This is a genomic window from Streptomyces sp. NPDC107575, assembly GCF_055657265.1.
The window spans coordinates 1,104,573-1,119,452 of record NZ_JBVKBG010000004.1; the positions used below are offsets into that span (position 1 = coordinate 1,104,573).

Below are 14,880 nucleotides of genomic sequence, written 5' to 3' on the forward strand. Positions count from 1 at the left end.
GGCGCTCAGTCGTTGCGGTTCTGTACCAGGGCGTAGGTCTGCTGTGCGATCTCCAGCTCCTCGTCGGTCGGCACCACGGCCACGGCCACGCGGGCGTATTCGGGGGAGATGAGCCGAGGTTCGTCGGAACGTACGGAATTGAGCTCGCCGTCGACCGCGAGACCCAGCTCCTCCAGGCCCGCCACCGCAGCCTCGCGCACCGGCGCCGCGTTCTCGCCGACCCCGGCCGTGAACGCGACCGCGTCCACCCGGCCGAGCACCGCGTAGTAGGAGCCGATGTACTTCTTCAGGCGGTGCACGTAGATGTCGAAGGCGAGCTTCGCCTCCTGGTCGCCCTCGTCGATACGACGGCGGATCTCCCGCATGTCGTTGTCGCCGCACAGCCCGATGAGGCCGGACTTCTTGTTGAGCAGGTCGTCGATCTCGTCCGCCGACATTTTGCCCACCCGCATCAGATGGAAGATGACGGCAGGGTCGACGTCTCCTGAACGCGTACCCATCACGAGCCCCTCAAGCGGCGTGAGCCCCATTGAGGTCTCCACGCACTGCCCGGCGCGGACCGCCGACGCGGAGGCGCCGTTGCCCAGGTGCAGCACGATGACGTTGACGTCCTCCGGCTGCTTGCCCAGCAGCTCGGCCGTCTTGCGGGAGACGTACGCGTGCGAGGTGCCGTGGAAGCCGTAGCGGCGCACCCGGTGCTCGTCGGCGGTCTTCACGTCGATCGCGTAGCGCGCCGCCGACTCCGGCATCGTCGTGTGGAACGCCGTGTCGAAGACGGCGACCTGCGGCAGGTCCGGGCGCAGCGCCTGCGCGGTGCGGATGCCGGTCAGGTTCGCCGGGTTGTGCAGCGGCGCCACCGGGATGAGCCGCTCCACCTCCTTGAGCACCGCGTCGTCGATGACGGTCGGCTGCGTGAACAGCTTGCCGCCGTGCACCACGCGGTGGCCGATCGCGGCCAGCTCGGGGGAGTCCAGGCCGAGCCCGTCCTCGGTCAGCTCCGCGGCGACCGCCTTGAGCGCCTCCTCGTGGTCGGCGATCGGCCGGTTCTGCTCACGGGACCCGCCGCCCGTGGCGAGCGGCGTGTGCTTGAGGCGGGAGGTCTCCTCACCGATCCGCTCGACCAGGCCCACGGCGAGCCGCGCGTGGTCCTTCATGTCGAGGAGCTGGTACTTCACCGACGAGGAGCCGGAGTTGAGGACGAGGATTCGAGTCGCTGTCACGGGTACTGCTTTCGGTGGTGGTGGGGGTCAGTTGGCCGGGGTCTGGGCCTGGATCGCCGTGATGACGACCGTGTTCACGATGTCCTGCACGAGGGCGCCGCGCGACAGGTCGTTGACCGGCTTGCGCAGGCCCTGCAGGACCGGTCCCACGGCGATCGCGCCGGCCGAGCGCTGCACGGCCTTGTACGTGTTGTTGCCGGTGTTGAGGTCCGGGAAGATCAGCACGCTGGCCTGGCCCGCGACCTCGGAGTCGGGCAGCTTGGTGGCCGCGACGGACGGCTCGACCGCGGCGTCGTACTGGATCGGCCCCTCGATCTTCAGGTCGGGCCGCGCCGCCTTGACGATCTCCGTGGCCTCGCGGACCTTGTCGACGTCGGCGCCGGAGCCCGAGGTGCCGGTGGAGTACGACAGCATCGCGATCCGCGGCTCCACGCCGAACCGGGCGGCGGTGCCGGCGGACTGCGTGGCGATGTCGGCGAGCTGCTGGGCGTTCGGGTCCGGGTTCACGGCGCAGTCGCCGTAGACGAGGACCTTGTCGGCCAGGCACATGAAGAAGACGGACGACACGATCGCGGCGTCCGGCTTGGTCTTGATGATCTCGAACGCGGGCCGGATGGTCGCGGCCGTCGAGTGCACGGACCCGGACACCATGCCGTCGGCGAGGCCCTCCTGGACCATCAGCGTGCCGAAGTAGTTCACGTCGGCGACCACGTCGTGGGCCAGCTCCGGGGTGACGCCCTTGTGGGCGCGCAGCGCCGCGTAGGCATCGGCGAACCGTTCCCGCAGCGCCGAGGTCTGCGGGTCGATGATGTCGCTGTCGGCGAGGTCGACGCCGAGGTCGGCGGCCTTCTTGCGGATCTGCTCGACCGGGCCGAGCAGCGTCAGATCGCAGACGCCGCGGCGCAGGAGCACATCGGCGGCGCGCAGCACGCGCTCCTCGGTGCCCTCGGGCAGCACCACGCGGCGCTTGTCCGAGCGGGCCTGCTCCAGGAGCTTGTGCTCGAACATCATCGGCGTCAGACGGTCGGAGGACGGCGCCTGGATCGTCTTCAGCAGGCCCGCCGTGTCGACGTGCTTCTCGAAGACACCGAGGGCGGTCTCCGCCTTGCGCGGCGTCGCGGCGTTCAACTTGCCTTCCATGGCGAAGAGTTCGGCCGCCGTGGGGAAGGAGCCGCCGGCCACCGCGATCACCGGGGTGCCGGGCGCGAGCCGCTCGGAGAGCTTGAGGATCGCCTCGCCGGGCCGCTCGTTCAGGGTCAGGATCACGCCCGCGATCGGCGGGGTCCCGGCGCTGTGCGCGGCGAGCGCGCCGACGACGAGGTCCGCGCGGTCCCCGGGCGTGACGACCATGCAGCCGGGCGTCAGGGCGTTGAGGAAGTTCGGCAGCATGGCGCCGCCGAAGACGAAGTCGAGCGCGTCGCGGGCGAGCCCCGAGTCGTCGCCGAGCAGCACCTTGCCGCCCAGCGCATGGGTGATCTGGGCGACGGTCGGCGCGGCGAGCGCGGGCTCGTCGGGCAGCACGTAGCAGGGCACGGGCAGCCGGTTGGCGAGCTTGTCCGAGATCTCCTCGCGGTCCGCCGGGGCCACCCGGTTGACGACCATCGCGAGGACGTCGCAGCCCAGGCCGTCGTACGCGCGGTACGCGTTGCGGGCCTCGGCGCGCACCGACTCCTCGGTCTGCTTCTTGCCGCCGACGACCGGGATCACGGAGGCGCCGAACTCGTTCGCGAGCCGCGCGTTGAGCGCCAGCTCGTCCGGCAGCTGGGTGTCGGCGAAGTCGGTGCCGAGCACGAGCACGACGTCGAAGTCGCGGGCCACCTGGTGGAAGCGGTCGACAAGGCGCGAGACCAGCTCGTCGGTGCCCTGCTCGGCCTGGATCGCGGAGGCCTCGTGGTAGTCGAGCCCGTAGACCGTCGCCGGGTCCTGCGCGAGGCGGTAGCGCGCCCTCAGCAGGTCGAAGAGCCGGTCGGGGCCGTCGTGGACGAGCGGCCGGAAGACCCCCACCCGGTCGACCTGACGGGTCAGGAGCTCCATGACCCCCAGCTCCACGACCTGGCGGCCGTCGCCGCGATCGATCCCGGTCACGTACACGCTGCGCGTCACGCGTGCTCTCCGTTTCCCTCGTGGTTCTACGCGTCCTGGTCCTACGCGTACCGACCCGGCGTTTCCGGGTCGATTCGGTCTCTTTCGGGTCAAAAAAAGGCGCGCAATGGAAGCCGTGCCCCCTTGACAATACCTCTGGCGGTGGCTAGGTCGCCCGCCGGACAGAAGGCCTTTTCCACCGGGTACAAGTGCCCGTCGAACCCCTGCCGAAGCTCCCCGCACAGCCGAGCGCGAGCGCGTCCCCTCCAAGGGCGTGGAACAATCGACATCGCTCACCGACGTACCAGTAGCGAGCAGGAGACACAGCACGATGCGTATCGGAGTTCTCACCGCAGGCGGCGACTGCCCTGGCCTGAACGCCGTGATCCGGTCGGTCGTGCACCGCGCCGTCACGCACTACGGCGACGAGGTGCTCGGTTTCGAGGACGGCTACGCGGGGCTGCTCGACGGCCGCTACCGCCCGCTCGATCTGAACGCGGTCAGCGGCATCCTCGCCCGCGGCGGCACCATCCTCGGCTCCTCCCGCCTGGAGCGCGACCGGTTCCGCGCGGCCTGCGAGAACGCCAAGCAGCTCGCCGAGGAGATCGGCTTCGACGCCCTCATCCCGATCGGCGGCGAGGGCACGCTGACGGCGGCCCGCATGCTGTCGGACGCGGGCCTGCCGGTCGTCGGCGTGCCGAAGACGATCGACAACGACATCTCCTCCACCGACCGCACCTTCGGCTTCGACACCGCCGTCGGCGTCGCCACCGAGGCGATCGACCGGCTCAAGACCACCGCCGAGTCCCACCAGCGCGTCATGGTCGTCGAGGTCATGGGCCGGCACGCCGGCTGGATCGCCCTGGAGTCCGGCATGGCCGGCGGCGCCCACGGCATCTGCCTGCCGGAGCGGCCCTTCGACCCGTCCGACCTGGTCAAAATGGTCGAGGAGCGGTTCTCCCGCGGCAAGAAGTTCGCCGTCATCTGCGTCGCCGAGGGCGCCCACCCGGCCCCCGGGACCATGGACTACGGCACCGGCGAGATCGACCAGTTCGGCCACGAGCGCTTCCAGGGCATCGGCACCGCCCTCGCCTACGAGCTGGAGCGCCGCCTCGGCAAGGAGGCCCGCCCGGTCATCCTCGGCCACGTGCAGCGCGGCGGCACCCCCACCGCGTACGACCGCGTGCTCGCCACCCGGTTCGGCTGGCACGCCATGGAGGCCGTGCACCGCGGCGAGTTCGGCAAGATGACCGCGCTGTACGGCACCGACATCACGATGGTGCCGCTCGCCGAGGCGGTCACCGAGCTCAAGACGGTCCCCAAGGACCGGATGGACGAGGCGGAGTCGGTCTTCTAGACCCGTACAGCCGTTACGGATGACGGATCCTGGACCAGAACTCGTCCAGGATCCGCTCCAGGAACTGCCGCCCCGCGTCCCCCGCCCCGGGGGACGTGCCACCGCCCCAGCTCAGCGTGGCGGCCATCAGCGCCTGGTACTCCAGGTGCATCTCGTGCAGTACGTCCTCCAGCTCGCGGCGCTGCACCGGCACCAGCCGGGCGATCGGCCGCACGGACCCCTGCCAGCGCGTGCGCGCCGCGTCCCGCAGAAGCTCCGCGAGGTGCGCGTCGCGTCCGGTCACCGTCGCCAGCGCGCGCGGGGTGAGCCGCAGCGTCTCGGCGAGCGCCGTCGACTGCCGGTCGTTGCCCTGCCAGTCGCCGGTCTCCTCCATCCGCAGATACGAGTGGATCTCCAGGCCCACCGAGCGGGCCACGTCCTCGGGCGCGAGCCCCAGCGCGAGCCGGTGCTCGCGCAGCGTCCGCGGCACGCCGATGAGTTCGCTCTGCGAGCACCACAGGGCCCCGGCGAGCGCGGTGAGTTCCCCCGCGGTGGGCGCCGCGTCGCCCCGCTCCCAGGCGACGATCACGTCCGGCGTGATGTGCGCGAGCCCGTACGAGGCACGCATGCCGTACGCGACGTGCCCCGGCGCCATCCCCAGCGCTTCGCGAAGGCGCCGGGCGGCGGGGGCGTTGAAGGGTGGTGTCGGCTGGTTGGGCATGGCCTCGTGCTGCACGGGCACAAAGTAGGGGGTCACGGGGCGTTTGGCTACGGTCCGTGCGTCCCGCGTGACAAGTTGGTACCTGTTGACGGAACTTGTCGCTTGTCGTTCTCATGCACAAGAACGAGAGCGCTCAGCCCTTCACCGCCCCGCCCAGCGCGAAACCGCCGCCGAAGCGCCGCGACACGAGGACGTACAGCAGCACCACCGGCGTCGAGTAGATGATGGAGAACGCGGCGAGCTGCCCGTACACGACGGTGCCCCGGTTGCCGAAGAAGTCGTTGATGCTGACCGAGGCCGGCATCTGGTCTGGGGAGAGCAGCAGCATGAACGGGACGAAGAAGTTCCCCCACATCATCGCGAACGAGTACACGGTGACGACGGCGACGCCCGGACCCATCAGCGGCAGCACGATCCGCACGAGCCCCTGGAAGGTGTTCGCGCCGTCCGTCCACGCGGCCTCCTCGAGCTCCTTCGGCACGCCGTCCATGAAGTTCTTCATCAGCCATACGGCGAACGGGAGTTGGGACGCCGCGAAGAAGTAGATCGTGCCGGACATCGTGTCGATCAGGTTCACCTGCACGAACAGCGCGTACACCGGGACCATCACCGCCGTGATCGGCAGACAGGTCGCGAACAGCGTCGTCGCGAGGAACGGGTTGTTCAGGCGCGAGCGGTAGCGCGAGAGCGGATACGCGGCGAGCGCGGCGCAGCCGACCGTGAGGGCCGTCGCGCCGCCGCACAGGATCAGCGAGTTGAGCAGCGGCGTGAAGGTGACGTCGGGTTTGAGGACGTCGTCGAAGTTGCCGAACGTGAACGCCGAGGGCCACTTCACCCGAAGGTTCGCCTCCGCGTCGACCGAGGAGAGCACGACCCAGGCGAGCGGCAGCGAGAAGGCGAGCGCGACGAGGAGCAGCGCCGCGTCCGCCGAGAGTCGTCTACGGATCCGGGTCTTCACTCAGTCCTCCGTGCGCAGCAGCCGCATGTACACCAGCGAGAACAGGGAGCCGACCACGAGCAGCAGCAGCGCCACCGCGGTGCCGTAGCCGATCATGCTCTTCTGGAAGGCCTGCTCGTACATGAACAGGGGCAGGGTCTGGCTGTGATTGCCGGGTCCGCCGCGGGTCATCACCCAGATCAGGCCGAAGACCGACAGGGTCTGCAGGGTGTTCAGCATCAGGTTCGTGCCGATGGAGCGGCGGATCATCGGCAGCGTGATGTGCCAAAGACGCTGCCAGGCGTTCGCCCCGTCCACCTCGGCGGACTCGGTGACCTCCGTCGGGATCTCGGAGAGCGCCGCCGAGTACACGAGCATCGAGAAGGCGGTGCCGCGCCACACGTTCGCGAACGACACCGCCAGGATCGGCAGCGTGAACAGCCAGTTCTGGCCGGGCAGTTGGAGCCAGTCGAGGATCGCGTTGAGGGTGCCCTCGCGGCGGAAGAACGCGTACAGCAGGAACCCGGCGACGACCTCGGGCAGCACCCACGCCGTCACCACGACCGCCCCGGTGACCGTCCTGACCGGCTTCGATGCGCGCTGCATCAGCGCCGCGAGCGCGAGCCCCAGCGTGTTCTGGCCGACGATCGACGACAGGAACGTGAAGACCAGCGTCAGCCACACGGCGTTCAGGAACGCGTCGTCCTTGAACGCAGCCGTGAAGTTGTCGAAGCCGACGAAGGACGACTCCGCCTGCCCGGTCAGCTGCAGATCGGTGAAGGCGATGTAGGCGCAGTACGCGATCGGGCCCGCGAGGAACAGGGCCATGAGGATGGTCGCCGGGGCGACCGGTACGAGCCGGAGGACGGTTCTGCGACGGTTCACGGTGAGCCTGCTGTCTCCCTCAAGTCCCCTTCCACTACGGCTTCTTGACGACCTTTCCGTCCGTCGCCGTCTTCACCTGCTCGTCGTACGTCGACGCCGCCTTGTCGACCGAGGCGTCGCCCGTCGTGACCGACTCCATGGCCTCCTGGATCGCCGTGGAGACCTTCGGGTACGCGGGGTAGGCCGGCCGGTAGTGGGTGCTCGCCACGAGGTCCGTGAAGAACTTGATGCCGGGCTGCGCCTTCACGTACGCGGGGTCGGCCGCCACGTCCTTGCGGACCGCGATCCCGGAGTTGGCGATGTACCAGCGCTGCGCGTTCTCCTTCGTCTGCATCGTCTTGACGAAGTCGAAGGCGAGGTCGGGATTGGCCGCCTTGGACGGGATCGCCCAGGTCCAGCCGCCGGACATGGAGACCTTGCCGGGCGCCTGGCCTTCCTGCGTCGGCATGTGAGCGAGGCCCAGCTTGCTCGACCACTCGGGCCACTCGTGGCCGCTGCCCTTGATCCAGTCCTGCGGCAGCCAGGAACCGTCGAGGTTGATGCCGAGCTTCCCCTCGGGCAGCAGCTCGCCGCGCACCTGGGTGGGGAAGTTGGGGTCGAGGGCGTCGGAGACGTCGGGGCCGAGCTTCTCCTTGAAGACCGTCCGCACGAACCCGAGGCTGTCCCTGAACGCCTTCGAGCCGGTGACCCACTTGCCCGAGCCCTTGTCGTAGAGCGGGTCGGCGGTCCCCGCGCCGGTCCCGTACAGGAGCATCTGGAATCCCTGCATCGTGGAGGCCTCGCCGGCCGGCTTTCCCGTGTAGACGTTCAGCGGGGTGACGCCGGGGACCTTCTGCTTGATGGCGCGGGCGGCGTCCAGGACCTCGTCCCAGTTCTTCGGCTGCCAGGGCAGCGCGATCCCGGCCTTCTTCAGGATCGCCTTGTCGTACCAGAGGCCGCGGGTGTCGGTGCCGTCCGGGACGCCGTACGTCTTCCCGTCCCTGGCCTTCGCGGCGGTCTTCGCCGTGTCGATGAACTGGCCCCAGTCCTTCCACTTGTCCAGATAGGAGTCGAGGGGCTTCAGGTATCCGCTGGCGATGTCGGAGTTGATGAGGAAGGTGTCCTCGTAGACGAGGTCGGGGGCGGTCCTGGGGGAGCGGAGCATCTGCTGGAGCTTGGTGTAGTACTCCGCGTCCGGCGCCTTGATCGGGACGAACTCCACCTTCTTGCCGGGGTTCGCCTTCTCGAACTTCTTCTTCATCGCGGCCAGGTAGTCGTCCATGACCTTGACCTTGTTGTCCGTGGACTGCTTGAAGGAGACCTTGATGGTGTCCGAATCGCTTCCGGAGCCGCCGCCGCAGGCGGTGAGCGTCGCGGCGGCCAGCAGGAAGGTGGCGGTGAGGATCGGGGCGGTGGGACGCACGGGCACGACCTCCTACGGAGCAGCGCGGGCTTCGTTGCCTCGCGTGGCTGCCGTGAAGGTATGAGCGGTGGCGATCAGGGTCAATGGGTGGTGCAAGTTAGGTAAGGCTAAGCTAAGTTAGTCTTCGGGTGGCGTCGCAACGCCCCCGTCCGCAAAGGAGATTGACGCAGCATGCCTCGAATCACCCCCAGGATCCGCCGTTCCGCCGCCGTCGCCGTGGCCCTCGTCGCGGGCGCCACGCTCGCCCCCGCGGGCACCGCGAGCGCCTCCACCGCCTCCGCCCCGGCCACCGCGCCGGTCACCAAAGGCCTCTACCAGTCGGCGTACTCGGAGCGGAACCACGCCCTGTGGACGACGTCGGCCGTGGGCCGTCCCCCGGTGACGACGTCCGCACTCACCAAGCTCGACCCGGTCACGCTGAAGGTCGAGGCGACGTACACCCCGCCGGTCACGGACGCCGCCACCGGCGCCGTCGAGGCGGTCTACGGCATCGCGGTCGACGACGAGCACAACACCGTGTGGGTCACCAACACCCGCGACAACTCGGTCGCCGTCTACAGCCAGAGGAACGGCGCCCACCTCGCCACGCTGCCGAACGTCGCCCACGCCCGCGAGGTCGTCGTCGACGAGAAGCACGACACCGTGTGGGCGAGCGGCTTCGGCGACGGCAGCGTCGTCGGCTTCGACAGCCGCACGTTCGCCGAGAAGAAGCGCGTCACCGTCGAGGGCGCGGGCCCGACCGGCCTGGCCGTCAACGACCGCACCGGCACGGTCTACGCCGCCGACCTCACCAATGACCAACTCATCGAGGTCACCCGGAAGTCCACGAAGCCGCGCCTCATCCCGACCGGCGACGGCCCCCTCTCCGTGACCCTCTCCAAGAACGGCCGCACCGCCTACACCGCCGACAACACCGCCGGCACCGTTTCCGTCGTCGACCTGAACAAGGGCCTGGTCACCAAGTCGGTGCCGACGGGCGCGGGCACCATCTCCGTGGCGGGCGACGACCGCTCCGGCAAGATCGTCGCGGTCAACCGCACCGACGCGACCGCCACAGTCGTCGACCCGCGCAAGGGCTCCGTGGTCAAAACGGTGAGCACGGGCGCCAACCCGAACCACGTGGAGATCACGCGCGGTACGGCGTACGTCGTCGACAAGTCGGGCACGGGCCCGGCGGGCGAGGACACGCTGACTCGGTTCGCCGTACGGAAATAGCGCATACGCCTACTACTTCCAGGTGTAGACGAGCTCCGGCCGGCCCACCTGCCCGTACTGCGGGCTGCGCACGGCACGGCCGGAGTCGACCAGGTGCTCCAGATAGCGGCGGGCCGTGATCCGCGAGATGCCCACCGTCTCCGCGGCGGCCGCGGCCGTCATGCCCTCGGGCGCGTCCCGCAGCGTCTGCGTGACCCGCTCGAGGGTGGGCGCGCTCAGGCCCTTGGGCAGCGCGGCGGGCGCCGGCGAGCGCAGGGTCGCGATCGCCCGGTCCACCTCGTCCTGCCCGGACGCCTCGCCGGTCGTCGCGCGGTACTCGGCGTAGCGCACGAGCCGGTCCCGCAGCGTGGCGAACGTGAACGGCTTCAGCACGTACTGCACGACCCCGAGCGACACGCCCTCCCTGACCACGGCGAGGTCGCGCGCGGACGTGACGGCGACGACATCCGCCTGATGCCCGGCCGCGCGCAGCGAACGGGCGAGCGAGAGGCCGTGGCCGTCCGGCAGGTGCAGGTCGAGCAGGAGCAGGTCCACGGGGTTGCGGTCCAGGAACCGCCGGGCCTGCGCCGCCGAGTGCACCTTCCCCACGGCCGTGAACCCGGGCACGCGCCCGACGTACATCGCATGCGCATCCGCCGCGACGGGGTCGTCCTCGACGACGAGAACCCGAATGATGCGGTCTAGGTCACTCACGGATCCCACTCCCACCGATCCCGACACCTTCTGCGCTTCCTGCGTCGCGGGCGCGTGCACTTTCAGCGGTGCGCGTGCTACCTGCATCACCGGTGCTTGCATCTTCTGCGGTGCGGGTGCTTCCTACGGTGCAGGTGTCCGCATTTTCTGCGGTGTGCGTGCTTGCTGCGTCGCGGGCGCGTGCACTTTCAGCGGTGCGCGTGCTACCTGCATCACCGGTGCCTGCATCTTCTGCGGTGCGGGTGCTTGCTGCGGCGCAGGTGTCCGCATTTTCTGCGGTGCGGGTGCTTCCCGCGGCGCAGGTGTCCGCAATTTCTGCGGTGTGCGTGCTTGCTGCGGCGCAGGTGTCCGCATTTTCTGCGGTGTGCGTGCTTGCTGCGGCGCAGGTGTCCGCAATTTCAGCCCCGCCGGCGATTGAGGCGCGGGGTCCGGGGCAGAGCCCCGAGTCCTCAGCGCCGGACGGCGTCACGGCCGCGGGGCTCCGCCCCGGACCCCGCTGCTCAATCGCCGCAGGGGCTTGACCGGCAAGCGGAACCCGAACCGTGAACTCCGCACCCCCCTCCACCGCCCGCCCCAGATCCAGCACACCACCACACCGCGTCAACGCCTGCCGCACCAACGCCAACCCGAGCCCCCGCCCACCCGCACCCCCGGAGGGCTTCGGCTTCGTCGACCACCCCCGCTCGAAGACGGAGTCGACATGCGCCGGATCGACCCCGGGCCCCGTATCGCCCACCCGCAACAACAACACGTCGTCCTCGGCCCGCGCGGTCACCGTCACCCGCGCCCCGGGCGACCCCTGCGCCGCGTCGACCGCATTGTCGACGAGATTGCCCAGCACCGTGACCAGGTCACGCGCGGCCAGCGCCTGCGGCAGCAGCCCGTCGTCGATCCGGGTGTCGTCCGACACGACCAGCTCCACCCCGTGCTCATTGGCCTGCGCCGCCTTCCCGAGCAGCAGCGCCGCCAGCACCGGCTCGTTCACCGCGCCCACGACCTGATCGGTCAGCGCCTGCGCCAGCTCCAGCTCAGCCGTCGCGAACTCCACCGCCTCGTCCGCCCGGCCCAGCTCGATCAGCGAGACGACCGTGTGCAGCCGGTTCGCCGCCTCGTGCGCCTGCGACCTGAGCGCCCGCGTGAACCCCCGCTCGGAGTCCAACTCGCCCATCACGGCCTGCAGTTCGGTGTGGTCCCTGAGCGTGACGACCGTGCCGCGCCGGTCCCCGCTCGCCACCGGCGACGTATTGACGACCACGACCCGGTCGACCGTCAGATGCACCTCGTCGACCCGCGGCTCGGCGGCCAGCAACGCCCCCGTGAGCGGCGCCGGCAGCCCCAGCTCGGCCACGGACCGCCCCACCACGTCGTCACCGACACCGAGCAGCGCCCGCGCCCCGTCGTTGATCAGAGCGACCCGCCGCTGCCCGTCCAGCATCACCAGCCCCTCGCGCACCGCGTGCAGCGCGGCCTGGTGATAGGCGTGCATCCGGCTCAGCTCCGTGGCGTTCATCCCGTGGGTGTGCCGACGCAGACGGGCGTTTATGACGTACGTACCGATGCCGCCCAGCACGAGCGCGGCGAGCGCGACCCCCGCCACGGCGAGCACCTGCCCCTGCGCCTGAGCGGTGATGACATCGACCGTGATCCCGGCACTGACGAGCCCGACGACCCGGTGCCGCCCCTCGTCGTACACCGGAGTGACCACCCGCACCGACGCCCCGAGCGTCCCCGTGTACGTCTCCGAGAACGTGTGCCCCTTCAACGCTGGCCCGATGTGCCCGAGGTAGCGCTCCCCGATCTGCCGCTCGTCGGGATGCGTCCAGCGGATCCCGTCCGGATCCATGATCGTCACGAAGTCGACGCCCGTGTGCCGCTGCACCTCACGCGCGTACGGCTGCAGACTCGCGGTCGGATCCACGGCGCCGGAGGCCGCCTCGCGCACGGACCGCGCGTCGGCGACGGCCCGCGCCGTGGCCGTGGCCTGGCGCCGCGCGCTGTTCTCCGCCTGCCCCCGGTCACTGACGTACGTGAAGAGCGCACACCCCGCCACCACGACGGCCACCAGCACGACCTGCATCGCGAAGAGCTGGCCGGCGAGGCTGCGGGGACGGGGGAGGCGCATGCGCAACAGTCTGCCTCTCGTATAAGCACGAACTAAATGAACGGAAGGGTGACGGTCCTCACCGGGGGGAGAGATAGTCGCCAAGATTCGCAGGACGTGAGCCGCACGGACTGGGACTGACACGCCGACGCCGTCGTTCAGGAGGAACCGTGGCCGGGACAGAGACCGCGAAACCAGCCGCACCAGCGAAGCGGGACCGCACCCACTATCTCTACATCGCCGTGATCGTGGCCGTGCTGCTCGGTATCGCAGTCGGCTTCATCGCGCCCGACTTCGCCAAGGAGCTCAAGCCCATCGGCACGGGCTTCGTGAACCTGATCAAGATGATGATCTCGCCCATCATCTTCTGCACGATCGTCCTGGGCGTCGGCTCGGTCCGGAAGGCCGCGAAGATCGGCAAGGTCGGCGGCCTCGCCCTCGGCTACTTCATGGTGATGTCGGTCGTGGCCCTCGCCATCGGCCTGCTCGTCGGCAACTTCCTGCACCCCGGCGACGGCATGCACCTCACCGAGGCCGTGAAGGGCGCCGGCCACACCGCGGCCGAAGAGGCCAACGAAGGCCCTGTCGACTTCATCCTCGGCATCATCCCCACCACCATGGTCTCGGCCTTCACCGGTGACTCGGTCCTCCAGACCCTGCTGATCGCGCTGCTCGTCGGCTTCGCCCTCCAGGCCATGGGCCGCTCCGGCGAGCCGGTCCTGCGGGGCATCGAGCACATCCAGAAGCTCGTCTTCCGCGTCCTCGGCATGATCATGTGGGCCGCCCCGGTCGGCGCGTTCGGCGCGATGGCGGCAGTGATCGGCGAAACGGGCCTCGACGCCCTCAAGGCCCTGCTGACGATCATGGTCGGCTTCTACGTCACGTGCGCCCTGTTCGTCGGCATCGTGCTGGCGGTGATCATGCGCCTCGCGACGGGCTTCAACATCTTCATGCTGCTGAAGTACCTGGGCCGGGAGTTCCTGCTCATCCTCTCGACGTCGTCGTCGGAGTCCGCGCTGCCGCGCCTCATCGCCAAGATGGAGCACCTCGGCGTCTCCCGCCCGGTCGTCGGCATCACCGTCCCGACCGGTTACTCCTTCAACCTCGACGGCACCATGATCTACCTGACCATGGCGTCCATCTTCATCTCGGACGCCCTGGACCAGACGATGTCCGTCGGCGAGCAGATCGGTCTGCTCCTCTTCATGATGATCGCGTCGAAGGGCGCGGCGGGAGTCTCCGGCTCCGGCATCGCGGTCCTCGCCTCGGGCCTCCAGTCCCACAAGCCGGGCCTGGTCGACGGCGTCGGCCTGATCATCGGCATCGACCGCTTCATGAGCGAGGCCCGCGCCCTCACCAACTTCGCGGGCAACGCGGTGGCGACCCTGCTCATCGGTACGTGGACCGGAGAGGTCGACCGGGACCGCGTGAAGCGTGTCCTCGCCGGCGAGCTCCCCTTCGACGAGCGCACGCTGCTGGACTCCGGCGACTCCTCGGACTCCGGCTCGGACGTTCCGACGCCGCGTGACGGCGGGACGAAGGAGCCGGTCGGGGCCTGACCCCTCAGCGCTTCCGCGAGGCGGGGCCCGGTGCGATCCGTCGCACCGGGCCCCGCTTTTGTGCCGCGGGGGCAGGTGGCGTAGAGTCCTTCGAGTTGCCCACAGGGCGGCACCCCCAACCGACAGCACGATCTCCCGACCGGGATTCTATTCGGCGTGCCCGAATTCAATTCCGAACCCCCGATTCGCTCGGGAGCCGGGAATCCGCTAATGTTTGGGACGTCGGAACGGCCCAACAGCCGGGAAGACAAGCCCCGCTGACTGGGAATCAGGCCCGAAAGGATCTGATAGAGTCGGACTCGCCGGAAAGCCGAAAGGCCGGAAAGCGAAGCGGAACCGAGGAAAACGGATCGGAAAACGATCTGATAGAGTCGGAAACGCAAAACAGCAAGACCGAAGGGAAGCGCCCGGAGGAAAGCCCGAGAGGGTGAGTACAAAGGAAGCGTCCGTTCCTTGAGAACTCAACAGCGTGCCAAAAATCAACGCCAAAATTTGTTGATACCCCGTCTCCAGCATCAGCTGGGACGAGGTTCCTTTGAAAAGTCCTTCTTCGGAAGGCACACAGCGAGGACGCTGTGAACGGTCGGATTATTCCTCCGACTGTTCCGCTCTCGTGGTGTCACCGGGATATCCCGGAAACATTCACGGAGAGTTTGATCCTGGCTCAGGACGAACGCTGGCGGCGTGCTTAACACATGCAAGTCGAACGATGAAGCCCTTCGGGGTGGA

Annotated in this window: 10 protein-coding genes, 1 rRNA gene and 1 pseudogene; 4 read left to right on the forward strand and 8 right to left on the reverse strand. The window is 69.2% G+C overall.

All coding sequences use genetic code 11. The features are described 5' to 3' along the window. Window positions 1-5 precede the first annotated feature (5 nt). On the reverse strand, window positions 6-1,220 hold the full coding sequence (locus ACZ7L4_RS24730; protein ID WP_472105568.1) for an acetate kinase: 1,215 nt from the start codon (window positions 1,218-1,220) through the stop codon (window positions 6-8). 27 nt (window positions 1,221-1,247) lie between these two features. Next, entirely contained in the window at window positions 1,248-3,323 is a 2,076-nt protein-coding gene (gene pta / locus ACZ7L4_RS24735; RefSeq protein WP_472105570.1) for a phosphate acetyltransferase, read from the reverse strand. A 310-nt stretch (window positions 3,324-3,633) separates the two neighbouring features. On the opposite strand from pta, the gene ACZ7L4_RS24740 reads away from it, so the two are divergent. Continuing rightward, window positions 3,634-4,659, forward strand: coding sequence for a 6-phosphofructokinase (locus tag ACZ7L4_RS24740; protein WP_472105572.1), 1,026 nt, complete (start codon window positions 3,634-3,636; stop codon window positions 4,657-4,659). A gap of 13 nt (window positions 4,660-4,672) precedes the next feature. On the opposite strand, the gene ACZ7L4_RS24745 is transcribed toward ACZ7L4_RS24740, so the two are convergent. The 4 genes from ACZ7L4_RS24745 to ACZ7L4_RS24760 form a co-directional block, all read right to left on the reverse strand. Then, a complete protein-coding gene (locus ACZ7L4_RS24745; RefSeq protein WP_472105676.1) occupies window positions 4,673-5,359 on the reverse strand; it encodes a helix-turn-helix domain-containing protein in 687 nt (228 codons plus the stop codon). 133 nt (window positions 5,360-5,492) lie between these two features. Continuing rightward, entirely contained in the window at window positions 5,493-6,317 is an 825-nt protein-coding gene (locus tag ACZ7L4_RS24750) for a carbohydrate ABC transporter permease (RefSeq protein WP_472105574.1), read from the reverse strand. After that, entirely contained in the window at window positions 6,318-7,124 is an 807-nt protein-coding gene (locus ACZ7L4_RS24755) for a carbohydrate ABC transporter permease (protein WP_422482633.1), read from the reverse strand. Window positions 7,125-7,215: 91 nt separating this feature from the next. Continuing rightward, window positions 7,216-8,583, reverse strand: coding sequence for an ABC transporter substrate-binding protein (locus tag ACZ7L4_RS24760; protein WP_472105576.1), 1,368 nt, complete (start codon window positions 8,581-8,583; stop codon window positions 7,216-7,218). 171 nt (window positions 8,584-8,754) lie between these two features. Here ACZ7L4_RS24760 and ACZ7L4_RS24765 point away from each other — a divergent pair, with 171 nt between their 5' ends. Then, entirely contained in the window at window positions 8,755-9,798 is a 1,044-nt protein-coding gene (locus ACZ7L4_RS24765) for a YncE family protein (RefSeq protein ID WP_472105578.1), read from the forward strand. Between the two features lie 12 nt (window positions 9,799-9,810). On the opposite strand, the gene ACZ7L4_RS24770 is transcribed toward ACZ7L4_RS24765, so the two are convergent. Both ACZ7L4_RS24770 and ACZ7L4_RS24775 read right to left on the reverse strand, forming a co-directional pair. Further along, complete coding sequence (locus ACZ7L4_RS24770) at window positions 9,811-10,491, reverse strand: response regulator (RefSeq protein WP_472105580.1); 681 nt, start codon at window positions 10,489-10,491, stop codon at window positions 9,811-9,813. 525 nt (window positions 10,492-11,016) lie between these two features. After that, window positions 11,017-12,613 (reverse strand): annotated as a pseudogene (locus ACZ7L4_RS24775) (ATP-binding protein); the annotation flags it as partial. A gap of 149 nt (window positions 12,614-12,762) precedes the next feature. On the opposite strand from ACZ7L4_RS24775, the gene ACZ7L4_RS24780 reads away from it, so the two are divergent. Continuing rightward, window positions 12,763-14,151 (forward strand): cation:dicarboxylate symporter family transporter, encoded by a 1,389-nt coding sequence (locus tag ACZ7L4_RS24780; protein WP_472105582.1) that lies wholly within the window; start codon window positions 12,763-12,765, stop codon window positions 14,149-14,151. A gap of 641 nt (window positions 14,152-14,792) precedes the next feature. Continuing rightward, a 16S ribosomal RNA gene (locus ACZ7L4_RS24785) occupies window positions 14,793-14,880 on the forward strand; the annotation flags it as partial.